The organism is Sphingomonas sp. MMS24-J13, assembly GCF_044905095.1.
GTDB lineage: Bacteria > Pseudomonadota > Alphaproteobacteria > Sphingomonadales > Sphingomonadaceae > Sphingomonas_I.
On record NZ_CP173258.1, the window covers coordinates 2,808,451 to 2,833,997 of the forward strand.

Genomic DNA, 25,547 nt, shown 5'->3' on the forward strand with positions numbered 1-25,547 from the left:
GTAGGCCTCGCGTCAGGCCGAAGAGGGTTTCGGGAATTCAAACGACCTGAACGGTAAACGCGAACCAGCCATTCGTGCCATGATCATAGAACTGCACCACATCGCCAGCCACCCGCGCATCATAAAAGGTCGCAGAGCCGCGATCGTAGCCCCGCACCGCAGCGCCGTCGCGTTCCAGGGACACGAACGCCTTGTCGCCCTGATCGTAAAGATCGGGCAAGGTGCCGCCGAAATCGACCGAACGCTCGCCGTCGCGCGCCTGCAGCCAATCGCCGCGGCATTCGGCGGCGACCCGCAGATGCCGGTCGGCAGCATGATCATAGAGTCCGGCGACCTTGCGACCGGTGATGACCGCGTAAGCGGAGGCGGCGACGATGGCGCGGATATGGGGAAGCATGAAGCCCCCTGACATCGAAGGGCACGGGCAGCAAGCGGCACGCTCCTTTGCCCCTTCGTCCGCGTCCTCCGCGGGCACTTCGTCATCTATACCCTAAGGCTATAGTCGAGCGAAATCAAAGTTGCTTTGGGCTATTGACCGCTTGGCATCGGCCTGTAGCCTCCTGACCCGGAAATGAACGATCGGCAGTCACCGCAAAAAAACAAGGATGACGGAGCATGAAGCCATAGCGGCTTTTCCGGACAATCTGATGACGCAGCAGGGTGCGGTGGCCGATCGAAAGCCAAAAAAAGGGATTATCGCAATGACTATTTTCGGGCGCACGCATTCGCGAATCGGCCTTAGCGGACGGGCGGGACTCGCCATGACCGCGCTGGCGCTGGTCCATGCCGCACCAACCATGGCGCAGACGACGCCGACCGCGAGCGACGAGAAGGCCGCCGACGACATCGTCGTCACCGGCTCGCGCGTCGCCCGCCTGGGCTTCCAGGCACCGACTCCGCTCACCGTGATCACGACCGAGCAGATCCAGAACCAGTCGCCGACCAACAACATCGCCGACTTCCTGAACGAGCAACCGGCACTCGCCGGCTCGACGCGTCCGGCCAATTCGCGCCTCAACCTGAGCTCGGGCCAGGCCGGCATCAACGCGCTCAACCTGCGCAACCTCGGCGAGATCCGCACGCTGGTGCTGCTCGACGGGCACCGCTCGGTCGGCTCGACCGTCACCGGCCTGGTCGACATCAACACCATCCCGCAGGGGCTGATCAAGAACGTCGAGGTCGTCACCGGCGGCGCTTCGGCGGCCTACGGCTCGGACGCGGTCGCGGGTGTGGTCAATTTCGTCCTCGACAAGAAGTATGAGGGCATCAAGTTCTCGGCCGACCGCGGCATCACCACCTATGGCGATGGCGGCACCTACTCGGGCAGCTTCACTGCAGGCAAGTCCTTCGCCGGTGGCCGCGGCCATATCCTCTTCAATGCCGAGATCGCGCATCGCGACGGCATCTTCGAGGTCGACCGTCCCTGGAACGCGACCGGCTATGTCCGCATCCAGGATCCGAACTGGACCGCGACCAGCACCACCCCGCAATATCTGATCCGCACGCAGGTGGGTGCCGCCAACTCGACGCCGGGCGGCCTGATCACCGCGTCGGCTGGCGGCACCGCAAATTCGCTGCGCGGCCTCTATTTCGGCGCCAACGGCCAGGTGCTGCAGTATCAGTACGGGGCGCTGACCTTCCCCTCGCCGACCGGCAGTGCGGCCCCCTCGCTGACGCAGGGCGGCAGCTGGCAGGTCAATGATTCGGGCCGCCGCATCGGCCTCGACCCCAAGGATAATCGCTACGGTTTCTTCGGCCGGCTGAGCTACGACATCACCGACGGCATCTCGCTCTTCGGCGAAGCCTCGTACAATCGCGATCATATCATATTCAACGCCGGCCCCAACCTGCAGACCGGCATCGTCTACAAGCCCGACAACGCCTATCTGGTGAACGCGCTCGGCGCCGCCCGCCTCGCCGGCATCACCTCGGTGACGGTGGCGACGACGGCGGCCGACCTGCCCTTCCGCGGTGTCAACAACACCCGTGAGATCCAGCGCTACCTTGGCGGCGCCGAAGGCGAATTCACCTTGTTCGGCAAGCCCGCACACTGGGACGTCTACGGCCAATATGGCCGCTCGCGCCTGGTCGAGCAGCTCACGAACATCATGAACGTCACGAAGATGGCCAATGCCACCGACGCGGTGGTCGCGCAGGCGGGCAATGCGGGTGGCTATGCGGCGGGCTCGATCCAGTGCCGCATCAATGTGGACGCCAGCACCACCAACGACGACAAGGCCTGCGTGCCGCTCAACCGGCTCGGCCTCGGCGTCGCCAATCCTGCGGCGATCGCCTATGTGCTCGGCAGCCCCTATCGTATCGAGATCGCCAAGCAGACCGCCGCCGGCGCCAATTTGCGCACCACCCCGTTCGCGACATGGGCCGGCGACGTCAGCGTGGCGATCGGCGGCGAATGGCGCAAGGAGCAGATCGCGGGATCGGTGCCGACCCAGTTCCAGCCGGTCGTGACGACCACAGCGACGACCAACGCCTGGTCGGTCGGCAACTATTTGCCGACCAACGGCTCGTACAACGTGAAGGAAGGCTATTTCGAAACCGTGGTCCCGCTCGGTCTCGGGCTGGAATTCAACGGTGCGGTGCGCGCGACCGATTATTCGACCGCGGGCTATGTCACGACCTGGAAGCTGGGCGGGACCTGGCAGCCGATCCGCGACATCCGTTTCCGCGTGGTGCGTTCGCGCGATATCCGCGCGCCAAACCTCAACGACCTGTACCAGGCGGGTTCGTCGAACAGCGACGCGGTGCGTAACCCGCTCTATGACAAGAACGATGCGTCAAAGGGCCCGGCGACCTATTCCTACTCGGCGGTGGTTACCGGCAACCCCAATTTGAAGCCCGAGATCGGCAATAACTGGACGATCGGCGCGGTGGTGTCGCCGCGCTTCGTGCCGGGCCTGAACGTGTCGGTCGACTATTGGCGCATCAAGATGACCAATGCGATCAGCAGCTTCGGCGCGCAGGACATCATCAACCTCTGCTCGCTCGGGCAGCAGCAATATTGCGCAGCCTACACAACCGATCCGACCCGCTCGGCGCCGGGCCAGCCTTACCTGCTATTCCGCACCCAGCCGTTCAACGCGGCCAGCCAGCTCGTGCGCGGCATCGACTTCGACGTCTCCTACCGGACGCGCATCACCAACTCGAGCATGCTCACCTGGCGCGGCAATGCAACGCGCTACATCGACAATATCCTGAACACCGGCGTCACGTCGGCGGTGGTCTACAATTCGGTCGGGCTCGACGGCAGCCAGGGCGGCACGCCCAAGTGGATCTTCAACACCAGCCTGACCTACGACCTCAAGAATACCTCGCTCACCCTGGTCGGGCGCGGCGTTAGTTCGGGCCGATATGCCGCAACCGGCATCGAGTGCCAGACCAACTGCCCCCTCTCGACCACCAACTACCCGACCTACGAATATAACCACGTGAAGGGCACCTTCTACGTCGACTTCAACATCACGCAGAAGATCGCGGTCGACAGCCGGTCCAACGCGGAGCTGTTCGCGAACATCACCAACCTGTTCAACCGCGGACCGATGCTGGTGCCCGAGACCGGCCTCGCCGCGAACAGCACCTATTCGGATCTGCTCGGCCGCGTCTTCCGCGTGGGCGTGCGGTTCGAGATGAAGTAAGGGGAAACCCCGCCAAGGAGAGGATTGCCATGACCGCCCAAGTGAAGATCATGGCAATCCTCACCGCGCTCCCCGGCAAGGCTGCGGAATTGCGGGCATTGCTCGACGGCATGGCGGCGGCCAGTCGCACCGAGCCGGGCAATCTGCGCTACGATATCTGGCGCGATCGATCGCTGCCCGATCGCGTCATCCTCGACGAACTCTACACAGACGAAGCGGCCGTGGCGGCGCATCGCGCGAGCGCCTATTTCGCCGACTATCTCGGCCGCATCAACGATCTCGCCGAGCGCACCGCGGTGACGCTCGATGCGGTGGACGTGGCTTGACGCAAGGTATCTGAAGCGAGCGGCCAATTCATCCGCCCACACTGAGCCTTCACATTCTAAACAGTTGTTTTGCTGTGGTAGCCCCACCGCTGCCGCGCCACATTCCGGCGATTAGTTGTTCACTTTGCCGAACCGCGCATTGATCCAGCCCGCCATCTGCTCGAGCGCCACGGGTGCCACGGTTTCTTCGATTTCCGCATACTCGCCCACCGCACCGGTCTTCGCCGTCTGGAACAGGTGGTTGAGGCCAGGAATCTCGACGACCGTGGCATCCTTGTTATCCTTTAGCGCCGCCCTGATCGCCGGGAGATTCTCCTTGGCCGGCACTTGCCGGTCGAGGCTGCCATTGAGTGCCAGCACCGGTACCTTGATGGCGCGCAGATTGGGCGCGGGGTCATATTTGAAGAAGTATCGAAACCAGGGCGTTGCCATCGGGGCAAGGATGAGTTGCGGGTTGCTGTTCGCCGGCATGCCGATCGCCGTGATTGCCTCGGGCGTCAGCACCGCGCGCGCGGCCGCGATCCCGTCTTCGTAGGTCGTGCCAGCGCCGATGGCCTTGTACAATGCGGCCCAAACCGGCGCGGCTTTGTCGATCGCCGCCTCGCTCTGCCCCATGCTCGCGGCGATCAGGCGGCGCTGGGACAGCATCAATTGATCGAGCGCGGTGCCCGGTCCCGCCATCATCACGAGAAATGCCACGTCCTTGTTGGTCGCCATGGCGATCGGGCCGATCATCCCGCCCTCGCTATGGCCGACGAAGCCGATGGCCCTGGGCTTGATGTCCCGGCGCGTCCGCAGATAAGCGAAGGCGGCATTGCTGTCGGTGGCGAAGTCCGCCGAGGTTGCCTTGGCCACGTCCCCGGTCGACTTGCCCGTGCCACGATCGTCGATGCGCAACACGGCGATGCCCCGGCGCGAGAGATAATCCGCGATGACCCAGAAAGGCTTATGACCGAGCAAGGTCTCGTCGCGGTCCTGCTGGCCCGAACCGGTGATCATGATCGCGGCGGGGAACGGCCCCCTGCCCTGCGGCAGCGTCAGCGTGCCGGCGAGATGGACACCGCTCTCGGTCGGGTTATCGAATGCCACGTCTTCGGCCGTGTAGGGGAAGGGCGGTTGCGGCGTCTGCGGACGCTTGAGCGGGCCGTTGGCGGCAGCCGCTGCCCCGCGGGCGAAGACGATCTGCGCCGCGGGCTGGCTTGGCACGGTCCAGCTGCCGCTTAGCCGCTGCTGATCGTCGGAAAGCGTGCCCTCATAGCTTGCCCCGACCATCTTCAGCTTGAAACGCACTTTCTGTCCGTCACGCATGAAATCCTGCACCGGCAACCCGTTGGCGAGCTGGTCGGGAGAATTGAGCGAGACGGTCGTCCCACGGGCGCCGGTTGCGATGCGCAGGATCAGGCGCAGGTCGATGCCGTTGCGTGTGATCTTACCCGACCACACGCCGTCCATTCCGTCGATCGCCGGCTTGGGCGGTGGCAGCCCCCTGGTGAGCTTGAGCGGCAAGTCGCTGCCCTGCGTGAAGGTACCTTTCCAGGCTTGCTCGGCGGCAACCCAGTTGCCCTTGAACGAAGCGCTGATCGGCACGAGCGTGAAAGAGAGCCGTTCGCCCTCGGTCTGGATGCTGGTCGCCGGGAGCTTACCCGCTCCCTGGTCCGGGCTTTCCAGGTCAGCCTTGAGCGTGCCGTCCGGCGCGCGGCTGACCGAGATGATCAGGGTTAGCCCGCCGCGTGGCGTTTCGAGCACGCCATGCCAGTTACCGACCGGATCGGGCGCAGCCTGCGCGAACGCGGCTCCATCGATGGCCACTCCCGCGAGGAGCGACAATGCCAGCAATAGGGATCTGAAGGTCAATCGCATGAAGTCCTCCTCGAGAAGCAGAGACATCGACGAAACAGCATGTACAGCACCGGGCACCGCGACCGCTGGACGGTTCAGTGCTCCCCGGTCAGCGCGTCGATTTCGTCGATGCGGCGTTGCAGTTTCCGCGCCACCCTCTGGTTGAGCCACCAAACGCCGGTAAACGCCGCCACAATGAAACCCAGCGCCATCCATCGCTGCCAGATGGGCACATGCCGGGACAGCTCGGGGTCCTGCCCGTTTCCGATCAGGACGAGCGCGAGGCCCGGGATAAACGGCAGGATGTAACCCCAGAAGATGTTTCGCAGCAGATCGCGCTGGCGGACCAGCTGCGTGCGGGCAAAGATATAAATTGGCATATCGACTGCCTTTTCCGGCGCCACGGCGGAGCCTCGCCGATGAAGCTGCCAGGCGACATAGAATGCCGCCGCCACAATCCAGGCCGAACCGATCTTCTGCAGGATATGCGGCAGCACGAAGGCGTTACGACTACAGGCAATTACCACGAAAACGCAGGCGGCATATTCCATCAGATTGCGGCGCCGCACCTGGCGATAGAATTTATCGGCCTTGGCCCGAACCTCGGCGAGCGCGGGTACGTCATGTGCTTCTCCGGAGGTCTGCCAAGCGTGCTTGGGATCGAGCGTCATGCCTGCTTCTCCTCGGCGTTGTAGGGTTGCGCCAACAAGGCCTTGAGACGGTGGATGCGCACCGCGATGGCGCCGGCGGTTAGACCGGTCACCTCGCCGATCTCGGCCGCGGTGAGGTCTTCCAGGTAGAGTAGCATCACCTGCCGGTCCGCGGGCTTCAACCGGTGGATCGCCGCCAGCAGGCGGTTCGCCAGGCCACGCACCCCGGTTTCCCGTTCGGTATCGTTATCGGCCGACAGTTCCGTTATCTCATCCAGCCCGACAAGCGCCAGTTTCCGGCCGCGCCGACCCGCCATCATGTGCGTAACCGCGACGTTGTGGGCGATCCGGTGGACCCAGCTGCGTTCCGCACATTGCCCTTCATAAATCGCGAAACTGCGCCACAGCGCCGCATGGATTTCCTGCACCAGGTCGCGGCGCATCTCCGGGTTGGCTTCATATCCGCGCGCCAGCCGCTCGATCATGGCGCCATGCTCGCGGGCAGCCGCGAAATATTGCGCGTCCTGTGCCCCGGTACCCAAACTTGTCACCCTCCCGATCGCCTGTGATGGTTAGTCAGCGCACAGAGAAAAGTCTTACAGGTCGGGCGAAATTTCTGCGTCCCCGCCGACTGGGCCGGCGGCACCACGACAGACTGCCAAAAAATTTCCGCCGCGGACTCGGGTGAAGCCGTGATCGTGCCGTCCTCTGGCCATCGAGGAGGGCACGCATGCACCATGCCGCCATACGTTCGCTTATCCAGGATCGTTACGCCACTGCCCATGACGCGTCCCCAGCCGGCGCTTATCCCAGCTATCTGACGATCGGCTCGCCCGAGAAGCCCCAGGCCGTCCTCGGTTTTCGGTCTGCCGGAGCGGAGCCCCTGTTCCTGGAGCGATATCTCGATCAGCCGATCGAAGAGGTGCTGACCGCGCGGCTCGCGCGGCCCGTACCGCGTGGCCGGATCGTCGAGCTCGGCGATCATGCGTCGCATCGCCCCGGTGCGACGATCGCCTTGTGGCGCGAGGCCGCGGTCACTCTGGCAAGCCAGGCCGATATCGCCGTCGCCGTCCTGACCCGTCCGATGCGAACGATGTTCCAACGCCTGGATCTGGAGCTTGTCGAGCTCGCGCCGGCGCGGATCGAAGCGATGGGCGACGCGGCCCGGCATTGGGGGCGCTATTACGAAACGGACCCGCTGCTGTGCGCAGGCGACATCGCCCGTTGCAGGGCCGCGCTCGAACGCGCGATCCGGCGTGGGGGGCAGGCATGACCCTGCTGCTCGACGCGATCCGCGCACACGCGGCCGACCGCCCCGACGCCATCGCGCTCGACGGTGCGACGCCGCTGACATGGGCGACGCTGGCGCGGTTGATACCACCGCTGGCTGAGGACCTTCGTGGACGGCTTTCGCCCGATCGCCCGATCGCGACGCGCATCGACCATGGGGTGGCGGAGTGCGTGCTCGATCTCGCTTTGGTCGAGGCGGGCCTGCCGACCATTCCGCTGCCGCGCTTCTTCAATGCCCAGCAGATCGCCGCCTCGCTGGCAAACGCCGGTGCATCGGCGGTGATCGAGGGGGCGGTCGGGATCGCGGACGGCGCTTCGCCGACATTCGCCCTATCGATTACGCCGACCGGTCATCCGACGGCCGCGCTCCCGCGGGGCACCGCGCGCATAACCTTCACCTCGGGATCGACCGGCGATCCTAAGGGCATCTGCCTGTCGCTCGACCATATGGGCGCGGTCGCAGGCGCGGTTGTGGCGTATCTGGGCGTGCAGCATGCCGGGCGCCATCTGCCGCTGTTGCCACCGGGTATCCTGCTCGAAAATGTCGCCGGCTTTTACGCGACCTTGCTGGCGGGCGGCACCTATGTGGCGCTGCCGCAGGCCGGGGTAGGGATGGCCAATCCGTTTCGCCCCGACATGATGGCCATTCTGCGCACGATCGATGCGCATGCGATCACCTCGCTGATCCTGGTGCCCGAATATCTCGCCGGGCTGATCGCTGCGATGCGCGCGTCGGGGGCGACATTGCCCCGGCTGACGCTGGTCGCAGTCGGTGGCGCGCGTGTCGCCCCCGCCCTGCTCGACGCCGCAGCCGCGCTCGGTCTGCCGGTGCGGCAGGGCTACGGCCTGACCGAATGCGCATCGGTGGTCGCGCTGGACGACGGCGCGACGGACTCGCGGGGCAGCGTCGGCAAGAGTATCGGCGTGAACACCATCCGTCTCGCCGCCGATGGCGAGATCATGATCGATGGGCCGTCCTATCTTGGCACGCCGGGCACACCGCGCGCCGCCGGTCCGCTGGCCACGGGGGACCTCGGGCGTCTCGATGCCCAAGGCAACTTCTGGATCGAAGGCCGCAAGTCGGCGCTGATCATCACCAGCCACGGCCGCAATATCTCGCCCGAATGGATCGAGGGCCTGCTGACCGCGGAGCCGGAGATCGCGCAGGCGATGGTGCGCGGCGACGGGCGTGCCGCGCTCGACGCGCTGATCGTGCCGGCTAGGCCCGACGCCGACATCGCCGGAGCGATCGCGGCGGCCAATGCCGCCTTGCCCGCTTATGCGCAGGTTGCCGAATGGCAGATCGTGCCGCCGTTCACGCCCGGACTCGGCCTGCTCACCGGCAATGGCCGTTTGCGGCGAAGCGCGATCGACGCCGCTTTTCCGTTCCAGAAACCGGGACCCGATCGCCCGTTCTTCGAACGCCTCGTGGCGGAAACGCGCGAGGCGCAGGCCCGCTTCTCGGTGACGCCGCAGCTGGTGGCAGGGCTGACCGGGCGTATCTCGATCGCCGACTATATCGCCTACCTTACGCAGGCATTTCATCACGTGCGCCACACCGTACCGCTGATGCAGGAGGCGCGGAAGCGGCTGGGCCATCGCCCCACGCTCGTCCGGGCGCTCGACGACTATATCGTCGAGGAGACGGGGCACGAGCACTGGATCCTCGACGACATCGCGGCAGCCGGCGGAGACCGTGCGGCGGCCGCGGCAAGCAGCCCTGCCCCCTCGACGAAGGCGATGGTCGATCATGCCTATCGCACGGTACGCGAGGGCAATCCGGCGGCGTTCTTCGGCATGGTCTACGTGCTCGAAGGGACGAGCATCGTCATGGCAAGCCACGGGGCCGGCGCCGTCCGGGCATCGCTCGGCCTGCCCGAAACCGCGTTCCGCTACCTCACCTCGCACGGCGCGCTGGATCAGGACCATATGGTCTTCTTCGAGAATTTGATGAACCGGATCGAGGAGCCGGAGGACCAGGCTGCCATCATCGCCATGGCGGAAGCGATGTTCGGCCTGTTCGGCGGCGTCTTCGCGGGCATCGAGCTGGAGGCGATGCGTGTCGCGGCTTGACGGATGCCGGGTGGTCATGACCGGCCCGGCCGGCGGGATCGGCTCGCTTGTGGCCCAGCGCCTGCGGGCCCGCCGCGCGCATGTTACCGGCGTAGTCCGCGCGGCGTGCGCCTGGTGCGACGAAAGCCTGATCACCGATCTCGGCGATCAGGAAGCGCTGGCTGCACTGGCGCAGTCGCTCGCCGCGCGTCAGGTGGACATCCTCGTCAATCTCGCCGGCCTCCAATATTTCGGACCGATCGAGGATCAGAGCGCGGATCGGATCGCGCTCGGCTATACGGTCAATCTCGTCGCGCCGGCGATCCTCGCCAGCGCCGTCGTTCCGCAGATGATCGCCCGACGGGACGGCCAGATCGTCAACATCGGATCGGTGATGGGTGCCATTCCCTATCCCTATTTCACCGCTTACTCGAGCGCCAAGGCCGGCCTCAAGGCGCTGAGCCAGGCCCTGCGCCGCGAGTTGAGCGGACGCGGCATCACCGTGACCCACATTGCGCCGCGGGCCGTGAAGACCGCCGCCATCGCCGGCGCGATCGAACGCTTCATGACGCTTGCGAAGATGCAGGCCGATCGCGCCGACATCGTCGCGGATCGGATCGTCGATGCGATCGAGGCGCGTGCTAGCGACGTATCGATCGGCTTGCCCGAACGCATTTTCACCCAATTGAACGCGACATGGCCCGCGGCCGTCGATCGCGGGCTTGCCCGCCAGATCGCGACCGCCCGCAGCATGTTCGCGGGATAGGCCGAAGGAGAGACGGATGATTGGTTTTCGCTTTGCCGCAACGATCGCGATGGCGCTCGCCATCCCTGCCGCGGCGTTCGCGAGCAACGACCCGCAGATGGATGCCGCGGTCCAGCGGATCAACGACCAGTGGGCGCATATCCGCTACCAGGTTGCCGACCGTAACCAGCAATATACCGAGCTCAACGCGCTCGCCGACCAGGCCGCGCAAGTGGTCGCGCGCTATCCCGGCCGTGCCGAGCCGCTGCTGTGGCAGGGTATCGTCACGAGCGAGGAAGCGGCCCGGGCCAACGTGCTGAAGCAATTGATGCTGGCCCGTGCGGCACGCGAGATACTGGAACGGGCGCAGGCGATCGATGCCAATGCCGCCGACGGCGGGGTCAAGATGAGCCTGGGGGTTCTCTATTATCGCGTTCCCGGCTTTCCGATCGGCTTCGGCAGCACCGCCAAGGCGCGCAGCCTGCTGGAAGGCGCGCTGAAGCAGGATCCGCGGGGCCTGGACAACAACTTCTTCTACGCCGACTTCCTCAATGACGAGGGGCATCCGGCCGAAGCCAAGACTTACGTGCTGCGCGGATTGCAGGCGCCGGTCAATACTGCCCGGCCGGTATGGGATGCGGGGCGGCGGGCCGAAATGCGGGCGCTGCTCGCCAAGATCAACGCCAAGCTCAACCAGCGATGAATCGCGTCTCGGCGGCGCTCGGCCGCCAGCTCGCGCATCCCCACGGCCCGGGCGGCCGCATCGTCTCGCAGGTGATGCGGCTCGCCAACCGGCGTCCGACCAGGCTCGCCATCGCAGCGCTGGGCATCTGCCCGACCGATAGCGTGCTCGATCTGGGGTGCGGCCCGGGCGACGCCGTTCCGCTATTGCTTGCCGCCGCACCTGACGGCACGGTCCATGGGCTGGATCATGCGCCCGAAATGCTCATCACAGCAAGGCAGCGTTACCCGACGGCGACCTTCCATCAAGGATCGTTCACGGCTCTGCCCTTTGCCGCGCAAAGCTTCGATCGCGTGCTCGCGACCAACGTCGCCTATTTCTGGCGGGATCATGAGACCGTGCTGGACGAGCTTCGACGCATCCTGCGCCCGGGCGGGCGGCTCGTCGTCTATGTGTCCGAGCAGGCGATGCTGCGCCGTATCGGTCTGGCCACCACCGGCACGCACCGCCTCTTCACGCGCAACCAGTTTCGCGAAATGTTTGGCCCGGCTGCAAATATCATAGATGTTCGCGCCGGCCCCGGAGTCAAAGGCATGATTGGTACGATTGATCTATGATGTTTGTCCGATAGTAAGCGAAAGCTATCGAATCAGATTCTCGAAAATACGAACGACGCCGATCGTACTATTGAGAATTAATATCAAGATCTTTCGTAGGGCTGAACTGATATGATGTTGCGTAGCGCTGTCTTCTTGGCTTCCTGCTTGGCCAGTTTGCTCAGCACTGCAGTACCGGCCCGGCCCGCAGCTCCTGCCGCGGACGAGGCGCAGGGGGCCGAACAGGCGCTTGCCACGCCGCCGGAATATCGCAGCAAGGATGGTCAGCTCTTCGTCACCATGGAGGCGCGTGCCACCAAGGTCAGGCTCGGAACGCGCGAAGTCGAAGGTTCGACCTTCAACGGCATCTATGGCGGCCCGGTGCTGCGCCTCAAGCAGGGCGACACGCTGCATCTCCGCCTCGTCAATCATCTCGCGCAGATCACGAACGTCCACTTCCACGGGCTGGCGGTCTCACCCGAGGGCCATAGCGATGATTCGATGCGCATGATCGCGCCCGGCCAGACGTGGGACTATGTCATCCAAATCCCCGCCGACCATCCACCCGGCGTCTACTGGTTCCACACCCACGGCCACGATTTCGCCGAACGGCAGCTGATGGGCGGCCTGAGCGGAACGCTTATCATCGAGGGATTCCAGCAGGAGGTGCCCGCCACCCTGCCGCTGATCGAGCGGCTGATGGTGCTCAAGGAATTCTCGCCAAGCGGCAAGGGCGGCCTCAACAACGTGCCCAAGCCGGTCAACGGCACCGTCAAGTCGATCAACGGCCAGATCGGCGCCTCGATCGCAATGCAGCCGGGCGAAACGCAACTCTGGCGCTTCACCGATCAGACCGCGAACACCTATTTCCGGCTGCGTCTGGAAGGCACCCCGATGACGGTGATCGGGCGCGACGCCAGGCCGATCCTGCATCCGGAAACCGTGCCGGAAATGATGATCGGCCCGGCCGAGCGGGTCGACGTTCTGGTGACCGTGCCCGCCGCCGGACGCTATCGCCTGCTATCCGAGCCCACAGCGACGGGCCCCGCCGGCGACATGTTCCCGCCGCAAATGCTGGCGACGGTGATATCCGCACCCGATCCATCGAGGCCGCCGCCGGCACCGCTCGGCACGCTGACCGTAAACGCTCCGAAGCAGCAGCCGATACCCGGCGACCATATCGATGCGCACCGGCTGGTCTCCTTTTCGGAAGATCCCGTGACGGGACTGTTCTTCATCAACCACCAGACCTTCGATCCGAAGCGGGTCGACGTGAAGGTGCCGCTCGGATCGATCGAGGAATGGGAGATCCGCAATGCATCGGAAGAGCTGCACGTCTTCCACATCCACCAGCTTGCCTTCCAGGTGCTGAGCGTGAACGGCAAGGCGCAGCCGTTCCAGGGATTGCAGGATACGATCGACGTGCCGATCCACGGATCGGTCAGGATCCGCATGGCCTTCACCGATCCGATCATCGTCGGCCGCTTCATGTTCCACTGCCACATCCTCGAGCATGAGGACAAAGGCATGATGGCGCAGATCGAAGTCTACGATCCCAAGACCGGCCCGATGAAGGACATGGACATGTCGGGCGGCATGACGACGCCGGGCAAGGATGAACACCCTGGCGCGAAGGGCTGATCCGATGCGGTTTGTCCCGACGCTCGCCGCGCTTGCGAGCCTGATCTGTACTGCATCGGCCAACGCGCAGTCGACCGGCAACGAACCCTCTTCAGGAGGAGTCCAGAAGGCCGCGTCGACCATGGCCGATGGCGACGCCCAGCCGATCGGCGATTTTCCCAAGTTGAGCTTCGACACGCTCTTCAATTTCGAGCTTGCCGGCATGTCGGCCTCGGCCGGGCCCAGCCGCCACTTCATGCCGAGCCTGCGGTTCGATTCCACCTTGCTGGTAGACCTCACCGATCAGCTTTCACTCGACGGTTTGTTCCAGTTCAAGCCGCGCCAGCCGCTATCGGCGAGCGATCCGAATCAGAACCTCTTCATCAACCAGGGTGCCGGCCGGCGCGAGGGCGGCAAGATGAAGGAGCTTTACCTGCGCTACGGCAACTTCCGGGTCGGCAAGTTCGTCCAGGATTTCGGCCGCGCCTATGCGCTTCTTCCCGGCCCCTATGCCGCCGACTTCATCGAAGAGCCCGAGCAAGGCTATGAACCGAGCGACATGATCGGCGGCGAATGGCTTCATGTCTTCGAAAGCGAATTGGGCGGATGGCGCCAGTTGACGGTGTCGGCCTTCATGGTCGACCGCACCTTCCTGCACGAGAGCTTCCCCTACAACGAGGGGATGATCCATTATAAGGATGGCGGGGTCGGCAACACACGCCTGCCCGAAAACATCATGGTGACGTTCGACAATCTGAACATGCCGATCGGCCATTGGGGCCAGCTGACCTGGCAGGCGAGCGTCATCCGCTGGGGCAAGACCTATGGCGCCGAACGCGGCGAGCGCTGGGCGACGTTGGGCGGCGATCTCGCCATTCCGCTCAGGCGTTCGGTCGCTTCGACGCTCCGCCAGGACTATTCGCAGATCCGGCTCTATGTCGAAGGCGCCATCCGTCACAATTTCAACGGCTTCGCCGACCGGCAGCGCGATTATTTGAGCGGATCGATCGAATATCTGAGCGGCCGCTGGCTGTTCGACGCGACGACGACGCAACGCTGGACGACCGATCCGATCCAGCCGTTGCAGAAGGACGAGCTCTATACCGGCACGATCGGCTTCAACCTGCCGTCGCAGACCACCATCTCAGCCAGCGTGGCGCGCGAATTGGTCGACCATCGCACGGGCGTCTATGCGGGCATCCGGCTGACGCGGACCTTGACCACGTGCAGCCGGTGCTTGCTGAAGGGGCGCGCCTACTGAGGCGCGCCCTCGCCTCAGCGTATTTCGGCGCAGGCGACGCGATCGCCGGCCCCGCCAATGGGTTGGGTCATATAATCGTCGGGCTTGGCGTGGATGACCACGGCCGATCCGTCGGCATCCAGCAGGTTGCCCCGCGACGTGCCGTCGCGCATCGCCACCAGGGGCGAGAACAGTTCGACCGTCCCCTTCCCGTCGGGGCCGACGTAGAGATTAGGCAGGTCGCCGAGATCGTTGCCCTGCGGATTGAGCAAGCCGTGGATCGCCGGGCTCATCATATGAACATGGGCGCCGGCCGACTTGAACATCGCATCCGAGCAATCCGCCTTTTCATGGAAGTGGAGGCCATGCCATCCGGGCGTGAGCCCCTGCGCCTCGACCCGCAGGATCACGCCGTTGGGTGCATCCGTCAGCGTCACTTGCCCCGCCGGAACCCCCGAAGCGCCTTTGAGGGCACTCGTACGGGTGATCGCGGCGGGCGCGGCCGCGACGATCGCGAAGGATGCGACAAGGAGGATCGATGATCGGTGCATGGCATATCTCCCACATGTGTGTTCAGGTCTGTCCATCCGCATAATGCGGCCTGCCGAGCCACATATACACGAATGGGAGCGACTGTGCTTCCGCTGCCGACAGGACGCCACGGAAGCTGGCGCGCCGCATCCCATCCGGCATCTTTTGGCGGCCGATAATGTTCGGGAATAGCCGGAACTGCGGTTGCCCATCGCGGGCGGCGTCGTGGGGCCGCCAGTGGCGCGCATGCTGCCGGTCCCAATCTCGGAGGGATATCCCTTGTTCTATCGTCGTGATCGATCCACGAGATCGCACGTTGCGGTCGGCCTGAAGCGCGTGACTGCTGGAGCGTGCCTGGTCCTTTGCGCGGCGACGGCCAGCGCGGCCGACTTCACCGTCGCTGCCAGCGGGGTCGTTCCCGGCCCGGGCGCGATACGCTTCGCTTTATACCGGGGGCCGGATGGTTTTCGCCACGAAGATCGGGCATACCGAATTCTCAGCGCTCCGGCCGACAAGGCGCTGGTGACGGTCCGGTTTCAGGACCTGCCGCCGGGCCGCTATGCGGTGATGGCCTATCACGACGCGAACGATAACAAGAAGCTGGATCTCCGGTTCGGCATGTTCCCGAAGGAAGGTTGGGGTTTGTCGAACAATCCCAAGATCATGGGGCCACCCAGCTTCGGACCCTCGGCCGTGACCGTAACGGAACCGACGACCACAACCGACATCGCCATTCATTATTGATCGTCGGTGCTTGAGCGTCGCCTGCCGGCACCGGCAGAGGCGGCCTCACAGCATCCTTTGCACGGTCCGATCGCGCACGACGAGAAGGTGATAAGCCGCGCCCAGAACGTGCAGCCCGATGACGACCAGCAAGACGATCGCCACCGTGCCGTGAACATCGCCCAGCGTATGGCCAAGCCGCGCGCCCGTCGCCATCAGCGGGGGCAGTGGGATCACCCCGAAAAGCGTGATCGGCCAACCACGCGACGAGGCGTTCGCCCAGCCCAAGAGCGGGAGCGCGACAAGCAAGGCGTAAAGGATCACATGCGTCGTTCGCGAAACCATGCGCAGCAGCGGTGACAGCGACGATGGCGGAGGCGGTTCACGATGAACCAGCCGCCACACCGCCCTCACCACCATGATCGCGAGAATAGCCGTGCCGATCGACAGATGCCAGGCGACCAGCCCGACCGGCTCGGTTCCCCGATGAATATCCGGCATGCTCCATGCCACCGCGAATTGCGCAACGACAAGCGCCACGATCGTCCAGTGCAGCAACCTGGCAAAGCCACTGTAGCGCTCGGTGCCAATAGCCATGGTCATGGATGATCTCCTCGATCTGCCGGGGCAGTGTTGCGCGCACAACAACGCGAAGGTCAATCCGTTGAAGTGATCCCGAACACAGTAATCCGACGGGAGTCAGGCGCGCACGAGCAAAGGCTGTCCCGCCCTGATCACGGCACCCGTCTCGATCCCCTCGGCCAACACAAACCCCGCAGGCACGAACATCACGATGGTCGAGCCATGCTCGAACCATCCCATCTCGTCCCCCTTCGCGACCGACGCAGACACCGGTATCGCCCCCGGCCCATGCTCGCGCAGTGTCTTGGCGGTGTCCAAGAACGTCAGTCGGATGCACGCCACCAGAATGGCCCCGACCGCCACCAGCAGGATCGGCTCCCCGCCGCACGCCAGCCGGCCGCGGATCGCGGCGCGCTCGTTCCTGCAGAAGAGCCGCTCGACCCGCTTGAGCGCGATCGGGTTCACGTTCCACGTGTCGCCCGACATATACGTCACCTGCTCGACCTCCATGTCGTGCGGCGCGTGGAAGCGATGATACATGCCGGCGGTCAGGCGCAGGGTCACATAGGTTCCGTCGCGGAACGGCGCCGCCTCGGCCGCATCGCCCAGCAGTTCGGACAGCTGATAGGGGAAGCCCTTGATCTGGTAGACCCGGCCGCCCTCGATCCGCCCGCACGCGCCGACGATCGCGTCGCATGGGCTCGCCAGCACGTCAGGATCGGGATCGGGGGTGCGCGCACCAGGCTTGAGCGCGCGAATGAAGGCGTCGTGAAGGCTGCTCCACTGCGTCTTGGCGGCATCCGCCAGATCGACGTCCGAGAAGAAGCGCCACAGCGCGATCGAGGGACCGCGCACGATCGGCAGCTCGATCTTGCTGAACCAGCCGATGAAATTGGTCGCCGCCCGTCGCGGCAGGCGATTGGTGAGGAGGAAGTTCAGATCCTCCTGCGCGACGATGCGCGCGATGGTGCTGCGGACTGTCATAAATGCGTTAGCGTCCATTGCTACCGATCGATGTCATGAAGATGACACTCGCCTTTCTCGGTCTTGCCGCCGCCGGCGCCGCCGCCACCAAGGGCCGCCAGCGGATCGGGCTCAGCCGCTCGAAGCATCCTTCGCTTGCCGGCCATGTACGCTGGGCGAAAAGGATCGCCGGGCAGATTCCCTTCTACGATTATGACGAGGATCGTTTCTTCCGCGCCGATGGCGCGCCCGACGATATCGCTGCAAAGCGCAAGGACGGCTTCGACCGCCTGACCGCGCTGTTCGCCGAACGTTATCCGAAAAGCCGCGCGCTCACCGCGGAGACGCGCAAGAGCCTGTCGGATCTGCAATTCACCGGCTCGTATCGCGTGCCGTTCCAGTTCAGCCGGATCGTGCGCGCCCATCTCGGCGTCGGCGCGTTCGTCCAGAGTTCGTCCGGGGTCACGATCACCGATCTCGACGACAACATCTTCTACGATCTCACCGGCTCCTACGGCGTCAATCTGCTCGGCAACGATTTCTACAAATCCTGCATGGCCGAAGCTGCCGAGATTGCCGGCCCGCTGGGCCCGGTACTCGGCCAATATCACCCCGTGGTGGCCGATAATGTCGCTCGGCTGACCGCGCTCTCCGGGCTCGACGAAGTGTCGTTCCACATGTCGGGCACCGAGGCGGTGATGCAGGCGGTGCGGCTCGCGCAATATCATACGCGTCGCAAGAAGATCGTCCGCTTCGCCGGTGCGTACAATGGCTGGTGGGGCGATGTGCAGCCAGGCATCGGCAATCCGGTTTCGGCCGACCGCACCTTCACGCTCGCCGAGATGTCCGAGAAGACGCTCGCCACCCTGCGCCGCCGTCGCGACATCGCGTGTGTGATCGTCAATCCGTTGCAGGCGCTCCACCCCAACCGGAGCGCGCCGTCGGACAACACACTGATCGACAGTTCGCGCAATGCCGGGGCCGATCGCGACGCCTATGGCGAATGGCTGCGCGCGCTTGCCGATGTCTGCCGCGAGAAGGGCATCGTCTTCATCCTCGACGAAGTGTTCACCGGCTTCCGCCTGTCGCGCGGCGGCGCGGCGGCGTATTTCGGGGTGAAGCCCGACATGATCACCTACGGCAAGACGCTGGGCGGCGGCTTCCCGGTCGGCGTCGTGGTCGGCCGCGCGGCGCTGATGAAGCGCTATCGCGACGACCGACCCGCCGACATCTGCTTCGCGCGCGGCACCTTCAACGCGCATCCTTATGTGATGGCGGCGATGAACGCCTTCCTGCGCCGCTTCGACGAAGCCGAGACGCGCGCGCTCTATGACGGGCTCGACGAGCGCTGGAACGACCGCGCCGCCTTCCTCAATCGCCGGCTGGAAGAGGCCGGGCTGCCGGTAAAGGTCGCTAATCTCTCCTCGATCTGGACGATCCTCTATACGCGGCCGTCGCGCTACAATTGGATGCTCCAATATTATTTGCGTGCCGAGGGACTGGCGTTGAGTTGGGTCGGCACCGGGCGGCTGATCTTCAGCCTCAACTATGACGACGCGGCGTTCCTGATGGTAGCGGACAAGTTCGTAGCCGCGGTGCGTACGATGGCCGACGACGGCTGGTGGTGGCAGGCGCCGGGCGTGACCAACCAGGATCTGCGCCGTGGCGTGTTGCGTGAGAGCCTGCGGAAGCGGCTGGGCCGCTAAGCTATTCCCCCGTCCGGAGGTTATGGGTCGACAGCGTTAACCTTATCCTGAATCCCATGCGCGTCCCCACTTTCAACACCCGATCGCTTCGCGCTTGGCGAGACCACGGGCGATGTTCATCGTGGCTTCGGCATGATCGGCGGCGCGGAAAGATGGTTGTCGCCTTCGCCTGCCCATCCTCCCGGACAGCAGAAAAGAGGCGCTCCCAGCTTCCGCCGATGAGCGCTTTTCCTTCCGAAATTGCCAGAGTCATCATTACTTGCACCGCTTCGGATCCTGCTAGATAGACTTTGTCAAAAATCATCAGGCTACGGGTTGAGAGAGGGCAGACATGGTGGAGGCTGGCCACGTTCTGATCGGTGCTGCCGGCGAGTTCCTCAGCATGGATGCTGCGTTCTGCGGCATCATGCGATTGCCCGAAGACGCGATGCGCGGGCGCTTCGTACTCGACGTGACAGCCCCCGCCGATCGCGCCGACTGCGCCATGGCAATCCAGCGGTTGCGTGAAACCGGAGAACCGTTCGAGATCGCCAAGCGTCTGATCCGCGACGATGGGTCTTTGGTTTGGGTGAAGAACAGCGTGTCGATCATGATCGGCGACGACGGGCCGGGCATGATCATGGCGACGATCGAACCAGTCGTCCCGCGCGAGGATCAAGACCCGGCTCGGCTGCTCGATGCAGCGCGTCTCCACATCGCCATCCGCAAGGATCGCGGATCGGTCTGCGATCCCGCGCTCCTCTCGGAAGCGGGCTGGGATGCGATACTCGCGATCTACGTGTCGGAGGCGGAAGGCCGATCGGTCGATGTCGCGCGTCTGGCCGAACTTATTGGCCAGAGGCTTAACCATACCGAACGCTGGGTGAAAGCCTTGCTGCATACGCAGATGATCGAAATCGAATATGCCAACCCGCAGGCCGAGACCGCCAAGAGTTATCGGCTGACAACCGACGCCCACCGGAAGCTGGAAGCGTTCCTCGCGCGCGATCATCGGGCGGCTTAACGCCCCTCACCCAAAGGACCCGAAGCACAACGGGTGTGCCGTCCTCCGCGGCCAGAAGGCCGCGACGCACTCCACGGCCGGTTGCTCAAATGGCCCGACCGCAATCTGGTCAGCGTAGGATCGCGCCATCTACCCGGATGAGCCAGCAAGCACCTTGCACCAACTCCGGTCGACGAACGTCTCTGTGAAGATGCGCCGTGCGACCGGCATCAGCCGCTGCCCGAGCGCCGCATCGGGTGCGACGAAGGCGACCTGATCGATGGTCATTCGCTTCTCCTAAAGCGTGCCGGCCCGGCGCGGAATGTCCGGCATATGGTGCGACGAGAATTCGCCGTGCTACGCCGTGTGCGGGCAGGACGGCAGGATCGGGTGTGCATTGGCAAGAAAGCAAGTCGATCCGGAGCGGCGCGCGGAGATCGGACGCGAGCGCCGGGCGCTGACGCGGGCGAAGATCGTTGCCGCCGCGTTCGACGTGTTCGGCGATGCGGATGGACTCTACGCGCCGATCGAGGCGGTTGCGGACCGGGCCGGCGTCACGCGCGCGACATTCTACAATCACTTCGCCGGCATGGCCGAGCTGCGCGCCGCGCTCACCTGGGAGGTGACGCACGATTTCCTGCTGGCGGTGACCGACGCGATCGCGCAAATGCCCGATGCGCGCGATCGATCGGCCTCGGCCGTGCGCTTCTATCTGCGCCGCACGCGGATCGATCGCCGGTGGGGCTGGTCGATGATCAATCTCAGCGCGGCGGGCCTCATTTTCGGCGCCGAGACATTCCGTCAGGCCGAGCAGACCGTGCGCGAGGGAGTCGAGGACGGCGTCTTTCCCCTGTCCTCCCCGAGCTGGGCCGCGATCTGCTACTGGGGACGACGCTGGCCGCGATGGGCGCGATCGTGCGCGGCGGCGCGGCCGAGGACTATCCCGAGACGGTCGCGTGCCACATTCTCTTCGCTCTAGGCGTGCCGCTGACGCAAGCGCGGGCCTCCGCGCACCAGCGCTTGCCGGCACTCGGCGCGTTCAATATTTGACAGATTGTCAAATTCGGATTAGCCCTCCCGTCCTAAAAGAATATTGCCGGCGATGATCGGCGGGGAGAGGCAAGATGCGCACGACGTCGGCGAGCATCGGTGATTTCGATGTCGCACTCGAAGCAATGCAGCGCGCGATTGGCGCCGACCATGTACTGACGCAGGATTTGGCCGATCATGGCGATCCGTTCGGCCCGCCCGGCGACTGGTATCGGCCGGGTGCCGTCCTTCTTCCCGGCAGCGTCGAGGAGGTGCAGGCGATCCTGCGCATCGCCAACGACCATCGCACCCCGATCTGGACGAGCAGCCAGGGTCGCAACAAGGGCTATGGCGGCGGCGCACCGCGCGTCTCGGGCAGCTTCACCGTCAGCCTGCGCCGGATGAACCGGGTGCTGGAGGTGGACGAAGAGAATTGCGTGGCGCTGGTCGAGCCCGGCGTGCGCTTCTTCGATCTCTACGATCATCTGCGCAGCATCGGTTCGAAACTGTGGATGTCGGTGCCCGATCTCGGCGGCGGCAGCGTGATCGGCAACGCGCTGGAACATGGCGTCGGCTACACCCCGATCGGCGACCATTTCGGCAACCATTGCGGGATGGAAATCGTCCTCGCCGATGGCGAGATTCTGCGCACGGGCATGGGCGGCATGGCCAATCCGCACAATTGGCTGATCTATCCGCATAGCTGCGGGCCGTCATGGGACGGCATGTTCAGCCAATCCAATTATGGCATCGTCACCAAGATGGGGGTCAGCCTGTTCCCCGCCCCCGAAATCTATACGCCAGGCTGGTTCATGCTCGACAATGAAGCGCATTTCGGGACGTTCCTCGAGGTGCTGCGCCCTTTGATGATCGACGGGACAATCCCCAACCAGCCGATGATCATCAACGCGACCTGCGCCGCGAGCGCGTTTTGGGAGCGCGATCATTGGTATCAGGGCGCGGACTCGATCCCTGAGGAGATACTCGACCGCATCGCCGCGACGCCGGGCTTCGGCCGCTGGGTGATGCGCTTCGCGCTCTATGGCGACGCGCCGGTGGTCGCGCACAATCGCGCGAAGATCGAGGCGGCGTTCGCGACCATCCCCGGCGGCACGGTGATGTTCGATGAGTTCGACGGACGCAACCTGCCCCAGTTCGACAATCCGCACCACCGGGTGCAGGCCGGCATCCCGTCGATGGCGCTCGACCAGATGACCCGCTGGTATGGCGGCGAGGAAGGCGGCCATATCGGCTTTTCCTGCGCGATGCCGATCGCGGGCAAGGACGGCATCGCGATACGCGATCTGACGCGCGGCATCTTGAACGAACGCGGGCTCGATTATTCGGCCGCGATCATCGTAGGCAAGCGCAGCATGATCCATGTCGCTCTGGTGGTCTTCGACACGAAGAACGAGCAGCAGACGCGCGATGCCTATGCCGCCACCAAGGCGATGCTCGAGCCCGCCGCGCGGCTCGGCTACGGCGAATATCGCAGCCACCTCGATTTCATGGACGAGGTCGCCGCACTCTACGACTTTAACGACAATGCGCAGCGCCGGTTCGCCGAGCGGATCAAGGATTGCCTCGATCCGAACGGCATCCTCTCGCCCGGCAAGCAGGGGATTTGGCCGGCCGGGTTTCGGAAAAGCTGCCGATAACCACCCCGCTCACCGGCTGACGTCGAGGCTGGCGCCCGCAGCGAAAGCGCCACCAGGGCCGGCGCCGACCGTGCTCACGCCGGCACCGGGAGTGCCGACGGTGACATTCAGGCCAGCCGCATTGTCGACGACCAGCTTGACCCACAAGGTGCCGCCCGCGTTGTAATAGGCCGTCTTCTCCGCTGCACGCAGCGCTGAGAGGCTGGCTTTCGACACGCCGCCTGCGGTGGTGCTGAAGCCGGGGAGCTCGAAGATGACCCACGAGCCATCGTCCATTTCCCGGAGCGACAAGGATAGCACCTTCCGGCTCGTCTCCACCCGCACCTCGGCGCCGCTGCGGATCGTGGTTTCGCCGGTATATTCGAACCGTCGGCCGTTGCGGCTGAGCATGACCGGATCGGTGATCGGCGCGCTGCCGAAGCCGAAATTGCCGCCGACGCCGAAGCGGCCGAAATCGCCCTTGCACACGGCGGCGCCCCAGGCGGGCTTGATCTGGCAGGCTTGCTCATCGTCGGCGATGCCGTTGTCGATCACGATATAGGCATTGGGCACGCCGCCGACCGAGCCGTCGAGATCGTGGATCGCCGCCCCCCGCCACGCATTGCTGCGCCCGAAATCGGACGACCATTTCCGCACCACCGGCGGGAAATCGACCCTTTGCGCGTTGACGAACTTCGCACCCTGGATGGCATTCTCGCTGCTCATCCCGAAGCTGGTATACATGAGATAGGAGATCGCCGCTGCGCGGCGCGTGGCATTGGGCTGGAAATTCACGAAGGTGGTGTTCACCACATCGTGGCGCAGATCGTAATATTCGTAACCGCGGATCGGAAAATCGGGGATATCGTTCGGCATGCTGCGGCCGTAGGCGATCTCCTGCGGCGTGGTGGGGGTGCCGATATTGTCGCTTTCGCCCACGAACAACGAATCGATCACCTTCGACGTATAAGCGGTGCGGCCGACAGCGGACGCCGCATGGGTAAAGCCGATCGCATTGTCGGCCACCCGCAAATTCTTGAACAGATGGAGTTCGCCGCGCCCCCAGACCGCGCCGTGGCGGTTCTTGTAGCTGGTGAAATTCTCGAAGACTGATCCCGCTGGCTGACTGCTCGTGTCCGCCGGATTGGCAAAGGCGAGGTGATAGTTGCTACCTCCGACCGTGAAGGTGCCGTCGGGCTTGGGGCCGCGATCGAACATGAAGCCGTCATAGTTGGAATGGGCGGAGTTGCCCTTGAACTCGAGCACCGCGGTTCGCCGCGGCCAGATATTCTCACTGCCTGGCTTGCCGAGGAAGGCGCCGGTCGGATGCTCGGGCAGTGCGAACCAGAAACCGGTCTGCTCGGATCCTGCCGCCACATTGTCGCGATAGATATTGTCCGGATTGGTGATCCAGAACATCGATGCCGTGTTGTCGGACGGGATCAGGACATCCTTGGCGCTCTGGCCCGCCGTGCCCGACGTCGCCCCGCCGGGGCCGAGGTTGGTCGGGACACAGGGTTTGCCGTCGGGGTGGCATTTGGTGAGGATGCCGAGATTGTGGACGAACTGGTTGCCGGTCTCGACCGCGTCCTCGAGGAAGAAGCAGTGGCCGACCGTGTTGAAGGTCACGTTGTTCTCGACCCGCACATTGTTGGTGCCGTGCACCGTCACGCAGCGGCTGTAGGTGTCGTGGATCGACGAGTTCTGGATATATTGCCCCTGGCCCTCGCCACCGATGTGCCAATGGATCGGGTAGCGGGCCAGATGCATGTTCTGCCCCATGCGATTCAACTCGACGCCGGAGACATACATTCTGGACCCGGCCATCGCCATGATATGGCCACCGAAATAGGACCTTTCTGCATCATCCGAAGCCTGGATACGGATGTTCCGCGTCAGCAGGCCGACCTCGCCACGTTCGTCGACCCCGAACGTGATCTTGCCGAAATGCATATATGCGAGCGGCCGATCGAGCCTGATCGTGTTGCCGCTGATGGCGGTGATGGTGCGTCGCTCCGCCTGCGCCGGGTCGAAGTCGGTCGACGCAAGGACGATCACGTCGCCCTTTCGCCAGCCGCTCGCATTCAGGACTTCGATGCTGGTGCTGCCGGCCTTGGCGGTGCCGGTGAGTTTGGTCCACGCATTCTGGCGGTCGCCATGCAGGCTCAAGATGCCCCGCATGAGCATGATCCCGCGGTCCCCCATCGTGTTCACATCTTCGTTGGGAATCTTGTCGGTCAGGGTAATCACCGCCTGGCGCGTGTGCGGATGCGCCTCGCTGCCGATGTCGAGCTCGCCGCCTGCCAGAAAAATCCACTCGCTTTTCAGCTCGATATCGCGATCGTTCGAAAAGCTGAGCTTGCCGTTGACCGTCAGGCTCCGCAGCGCCGGCGGGCTGACGTCGAGAACGATATCCCTGCCCCGCCCGATCGTCACCGCGTCGCCTTCGCGCGGCACGTTCCCGTCGGGCCAGGAGGCTGGATCGGACCAGCGAGAAGGGTGCGCCGCCGACGGCGATGCCTCCGCGGGCATGTCCATATGGGCATGCACGTCCTGCGCCTTGGCCGCAGCGCCTATGCCCAGCAACAACGACGCAAAAAAAGGCCAGGACATAAGGACCATGCGAGATGGCATGCGCATGACGTCGATCCCCTCCGTCGGGGACTGTCCGTCCCCGTTCCATGTTTGACATGGGTTTGCG

General features: G+C 64.5%; 23 protein-coding genes. 14 read left to right on the plus strand and 9 right to left on the minus strand.

The annotated features are described in order from the left end of the window. Positions 1 to 37: 37 nt before the first annotated feature. A complete protein-coding gene (locus AB4Z44_RS13065; RefSeq protein WP_404710134.1) occupies positions 38 to 397 on the minus strand; it encodes a hypothetical protein in 360 nt (119 codons plus the stop codon). 304 nt (positions 398 to 701) lie between these two features. Between AB4Z44_RS13065 and AB4Z44_RS13070 the strand changes: the two genes are divergently transcribed. Together AB4Z44_RS13070 and AB4Z44_RS13075 are read left to right on the plus strand one after the other, a co-directional pair. Then, entirely contained in the window at positions 702 to 3,653 is a 2,952-nt protein-coding gene (locus AB4Z44_RS13070) for a TonB-dependent receptor plug domain-containing protein (protein WP_404710135.1), read from the plus strand. A gap of 29 nt (positions 3,654 to 3,682) precedes the next feature. Further along, complete coding sequence (locus tag AB4Z44_RS13075; RefSeq protein ID WP_404710136.1) at positions 3,683 to 3,979, plus strand: putative quinol monooxygenase; 297 nt, start codon at positions 3,683 to 3,685, stop codon at positions 3,977 to 3,979. 111 nt (positions 3,980 to 4,090) lie between these two features. On the opposite strand, the gene AB4Z44_RS13080 is transcribed toward AB4Z44_RS13075, so the two are convergent. From AB4Z44_RS13080 to AB4Z44_RS13090, 3 genes are all read right to left on the minus strand, one after another. Continuing rightward, positions 4,091 to 5,839: an alpha/beta hydrolase family protein gene (locus tag AB4Z44_RS13080; protein ID WP_404710137.1), complete on the minus strand. Its 1,749-nt coding sequence runs from the start codon at positions 5,837 to 5,839 to the stop codon at positions 4,091 to 4,093. Between the two features lie 74 nt (positions 5,840 to 5,913). Beyond that, a complete protein-coding gene (locus tag AB4Z44_RS13085) occupies positions 5,914 to 6,489 on the minus strand; it encodes a hypothetical protein (RefSeq protein WP_404710138.1) in 576 nt (191 codons plus the stop codon). Then, positions 6,486 to 6,953 (minus strand): RNA polymerase sigma factor, encoded by a 468-nt coding sequence (locus tag AB4Z44_RS13090; protein WP_404710139.1) that lies wholly within the window; start codon positions 6,951 to 6,953, stop codon positions 6,486 to 6,488. The genes AB4Z44_RS13085 and AB4Z44_RS13090 overlap by 4 nt, the downstream gene beginning before the upstream one ends. Before the next feature lie 245 nt (positions 6,954 to 7,198). On the opposite strand from AB4Z44_RS13090, the gene AB4Z44_RS13095 reads away from it, so the two are divergent. From AB4Z44_RS13095 to AB4Z44_RS13125, 7 genes are all read left to right on the plus strand, one after another. Continuing rightward, positions 7,199 to 7,741 (plus strand): thermostable hemolysin, encoded by a 543-nt coding sequence (locus AB4Z44_RS13095; RefSeq protein ID WP_404710140.1) that lies wholly within the window; start codon positions 7,199 to 7,201, stop codon positions 7,739 to 7,741. Beyond that, positions 7,738 to 9,831, plus strand: coding sequence for an AMP-binding protein (locus AB4Z44_RS13100; RefSeq protein ID WP_404710141.1), 2,094 nt, complete (start codon positions 7,738 to 7,740; stop codon positions 9,829 to 9,831). Before AB4Z44_RS13095 ends, AB4Z44_RS13100 begins: the two co-directional genes overlap by 4 nt. Then, positions 9,818 to 10,576, plus strand: coding sequence for an SDR family NAD(P)-dependent oxidoreductase (locus AB4Z44_RS13105; RefSeq protein ID WP_404710142.1), 759 nt, complete (start codon positions 9,818 to 9,820; stop codon positions 10,574 to 10,576). The genes AB4Z44_RS13100 and AB4Z44_RS13105 overlap by 14 nt, the downstream gene beginning before the upstream one ends. Positions 10,577 to 10,592: 16 nt before the next feature. Further along, positions 10,593 to 11,258: a hypothetical protein gene (locus AB4Z44_RS13110; RefSeq protein ID WP_404710143.1), complete on the plus strand. Its 666-nt coding sequence runs from the start codon at positions 10,593 to 10,595 to the stop codon at positions 11,256 to 11,258. After that, positions 11,255 to 11,854 carry a class I SAM-dependent methyltransferase gene (locus tag AB4Z44_RS13115; protein WP_404710144.1) on the plus strand — a complete coding sequence of 200 codons (600 nt, stop codon included), beginning with the start codon at positions 11,255 to 11,257 and terminating at the stop codon, positions 11,852 to 11,854. Before AB4Z44_RS13110 ends, AB4Z44_RS13115 begins: the two co-directional genes overlap by 4 nt. A 147-nt stretch (positions 11,855 to 12,001) precedes the next feature. Beyond that, positions 12,002 to 13,474, plus strand: a complete 1,473-nt coding sequence (locus AB4Z44_RS13120) for a multicopper oxidase family protein (RefSeq protein ID WP_404710145.1) — start codon at positions 12,002 to 12,004, stop codon at positions 13,472 to 13,474. Between the two features lie 4 nt (positions 13,475 to 13,478). Then, entirely contained in the window at positions 13,479 to 14,714 is a 1,236-nt protein-coding gene (locus tag AB4Z44_RS13125) for a hypothetical protein (protein ID WP_404710146.1), read from the plus strand. 14 nt (positions 14,715 to 14,728) lie between these two features. Here AB4Z44_RS13125 and sodC read toward each other — a convergent pair whose 3' ends face one another. Beyond that, positions 14,729 to 15,244 carry a superoxide dismutase[Cu-Zn] gene (gene sodC / locus AB4Z44_RS13130; protein WP_404710147.1) on the minus strand — a complete coding sequence of 172 codons (516 nt, stop codon included), beginning with the start codon at positions 15,242 to 15,244 and terminating at the stop codon, positions 14,729 to 14,731. A 226-nt stretch (positions 15,245 to 15,470) separates the two neighbouring features. On the opposite strand from sodC, the gene AB4Z44_RS13135 reads away from it, so the two are divergent. Continuing rightward, positions 15,471 to 15,968 (plus strand): DUF2141 domain-containing protein, encoded by a 498-nt coding sequence (locus AB4Z44_RS13135; RefSeq protein WP_404714229.1) that lies wholly within the window; start codon positions 15,471 to 15,473, stop codon positions 15,966 to 15,968. A 45-nt stretch (positions 15,969 to 16,013) separates the two neighbouring features. Here the strand turns inward: AB4Z44_RS13135 and AB4Z44_RS13140 are convergent, their stop codons facing one another. Beyond that, entirely contained in the window at positions 16,014 to 16,550 is a 537-nt protein-coding gene (locus AB4Z44_RS13140) for a cytochrome b (protein ID WP_404710148.1), read from the minus strand. 96 nt (positions 16,551 to 16,646) lie between these two features. After that, positions 16,647 to 17,513, minus strand: coding sequence for an archaetidylserine decarboxylase (gene asd / locus AB4Z44_RS13145; protein ID WP_404710149.1), 867 nt, complete (start codon positions 17,511 to 17,513; stop codon positions 16,647 to 16,649). Positions 17,514 to 17,548: 35 nt separating this feature from the next. On the opposite strand from asd, the gene AB4Z44_RS13150 reads away from it, so the two are divergent. Together AB4Z44_RS13150 and AB4Z44_RS13155 are read left to right on the plus strand one after the other, a co-directional pair. After that, a complete protein-coding gene (locus tag AB4Z44_RS13150) occupies positions 17,549 to 19,198 on the plus strand; it encodes an aminotransferase class III-fold pyridoxal phosphate-dependent enzyme (protein WP_404710150.1) in 1,650 nt (549 codons plus the stop codon). Positions 19,199 to 19,529: 331 nt separating this feature from the next. Beyond that, entirely contained in the window at positions 19,530 to 20,201 is a 672-nt protein-coding gene (locus tag AB4Z44_RS13155) for a PAS domain-containing protein (protein WP_404710151.1), read from the plus strand. Between the two features lie 129 nt (positions 20,202 to 20,330). Here AB4Z44_RS13155 and AB4Z44_RS13160 read toward each other — a convergent pair whose 3' ends face one another. Continuing rightward, the gene (locus AB4Z44_RS13160) at positions 20,331 to 20,468 is read right to left on the minus strand and encodes a hypothetical protein (RefSeq protein WP_404710152.1); all 138 of its coding nucleotides are present in this window, start codon (positions 20,466 to 20,468) and stop codon (positions 20,331 to 20,333) included. Between the two features lie 109 nt (positions 20,469 to 20,577). Between AB4Z44_RS13160 and AB4Z44_RS13165 the strand changes: the two genes are divergently transcribed. Further along, positions 20,578 to 21,159 (plus strand): TetR/AcrR family transcriptional regulator, encoded by a 582-nt coding sequence (locus AB4Z44_RS13165; protein ID WP_404710153.1) that lies wholly within the window; start codon positions 20,578 to 20,580, stop codon positions 21,157 to 21,159. 145 nt (positions 21,160 to 21,304) lie between these two features. Beyond that, positions 21,305 to 22,867 (plus strand): FAD-binding oxidoreductase, encoded by a 1,563-nt coding sequence (locus tag AB4Z44_RS13170; protein ID WP_404710154.1) that lies wholly within the window; start codon positions 21,305 to 21,307, stop codon positions 22,865 to 22,867. A 9-nt stretch (positions 22,868 to 22,876) separates the two neighbouring features. Here the strand turns inward: AB4Z44_RS13170 and AB4Z44_RS13175 are convergent, their stop codons facing one another. Then, entirely contained in the window at positions 22,877 to 25,459 is a 2,583-nt protein-coding gene (locus AB4Z44_RS13175) for a G8 domain-containing protein (RefSeq protein WP_404710155.1), read from the minus strand. Positions 25,460 to 25,547: the final 88 nt, after the last annotated feature.

Coding starts and splice junctions, on each gene's coding strand:
- AB4Z44_RS13065 (WP_404710134.1), bottom strand. CDS start 397: ATGCTTCCCCATATCCGCGCCATCGTCGCCGCCTCCGCTTACGCGGTC.
- AB4Z44_RS13070 (WP_404710135.1), top strand. CDS start 702: ATGACTATTTTCGGGCGCACGCATTCGCGAATCGGCCTTAGCGGACGG.
- AB4Z44_RS13075 (WP_404710136.1), top strand. CDS start 3,683: ATGACCGCCCAAGTGAAGATCATGGCAATCCTCACCGCGCTCCCCGGC.
- AB4Z44_RS13080 (WP_404710137.1), bottom strand. CDS start 5,839: ATGCGATTGACCTTCAGATCCCTATTGCTGGCATTGTCGCTCCTCGCG.
- AB4Z44_RS13085 (WP_404710138.1), bottom strand. CDS start 6,489: ATGACGCTCGATCCCAAGCACGCTTGGCAGACCTCCGGAGAAGCACAT.
- AB4Z44_RS13090 (WP_404710139.1), bottom strand. CDS start 6,953: ATGATCGAGCGGCTGGCGCGCGGATATGAAGCCAACCCGGAGATGCGC.
- AB4Z44_RS13095 (WP_404710140.1), top strand. CDS start 7,199: ATGCACCATGCCGCCATACGTTCGCTTATCCAGGATCGTTACGCCACT.
- AB4Z44_RS13100 (WP_404710141.1), top strand. CDS start 7,738: ATGACCCTGCTGCTCGACGCGATCCGCGCACACGCGGCCGACCGCCCC.
- AB4Z44_RS13110 (WP_404710143.1), top strand. CDS start 10,593: ATGATTGGTTTTCGCTTTGCCGCAACGATCGCGATGGCGCTCGCCATC.
- AB4Z44_RS13115 (WP_404710144.1), top strand. CDS start 11,255: ATGAATCGCGTCTCGGCGGCGCTCGGCCGCCAGCTCGCGCATCCCCAC.
- AB4Z44_RS13125 (WP_404710146.1), top strand. CDS start 13,479: ATGCGGTTTGTCCCGACGCTCGCCGCGCTTGCGAGCCTGATCTGTACT.
- sodC (WP_404710147.1), bottom strand. CDS start 15,244: ATGCACCGATCATCGATCCTCCTTGTCGCATCCTTCGCGATCGTCGCG.
- AB4Z44_RS13135 (WP_404714229.1), top strand. CDS start 15,471: ATGCTGCCGGTCCCAATCTCGGAGGGATATCCCTTGTTCTATCGTCGT.
- AB4Z44_RS13140 (WP_404710148.1), bottom strand. CDS start 16,550: ATGACCATGGCTATTGGCACCGAGCGCTACAGTGGCTTTGCCAGGTTG.
- asd (WP_404710149.1), bottom strand. CDS start 17,513: ATGACAGTCCGCAGCACCATCGCGCGCATCGTCGCGCAGGAGGATCTG.
- AB4Z44_RS13150 (WP_404710150.1), top strand. CDS start 17,549: ATGAAGATGACACTCGCCTTTCTCGGTCTTGCCGCCGCCGGCGCCGCC.
- AB4Z44_RS13155 (WP_404710151.1), top strand. CDS start 19,530: ATGGTGGAGGCTGGCCACGTTCTGATCGGTGCTGCCGGCGAGTTCCTC.
- AB4Z44_RS13160 (WP_404710152.1), bottom strand. CDS start 20,468: ATGACCATCGATCAGGTCGCCTTCGTCGCACCCGATGCGGCGCTCGGG.
- AB4Z44_RS13170 (WP_404710154.1), top strand. CDS start 21,305: ATGCGCACGACGTCGGCGAGCATCGGTGATTTCGATGTCGCACTCGAA.
- AB4Z44_RS13175 (WP_404710155.1), bottom strand. CDS start 25,459: ATGTCCTGGCCTTTTTTTGCGTCGTTGTTGCTGGGCATAGGCGCTGCG.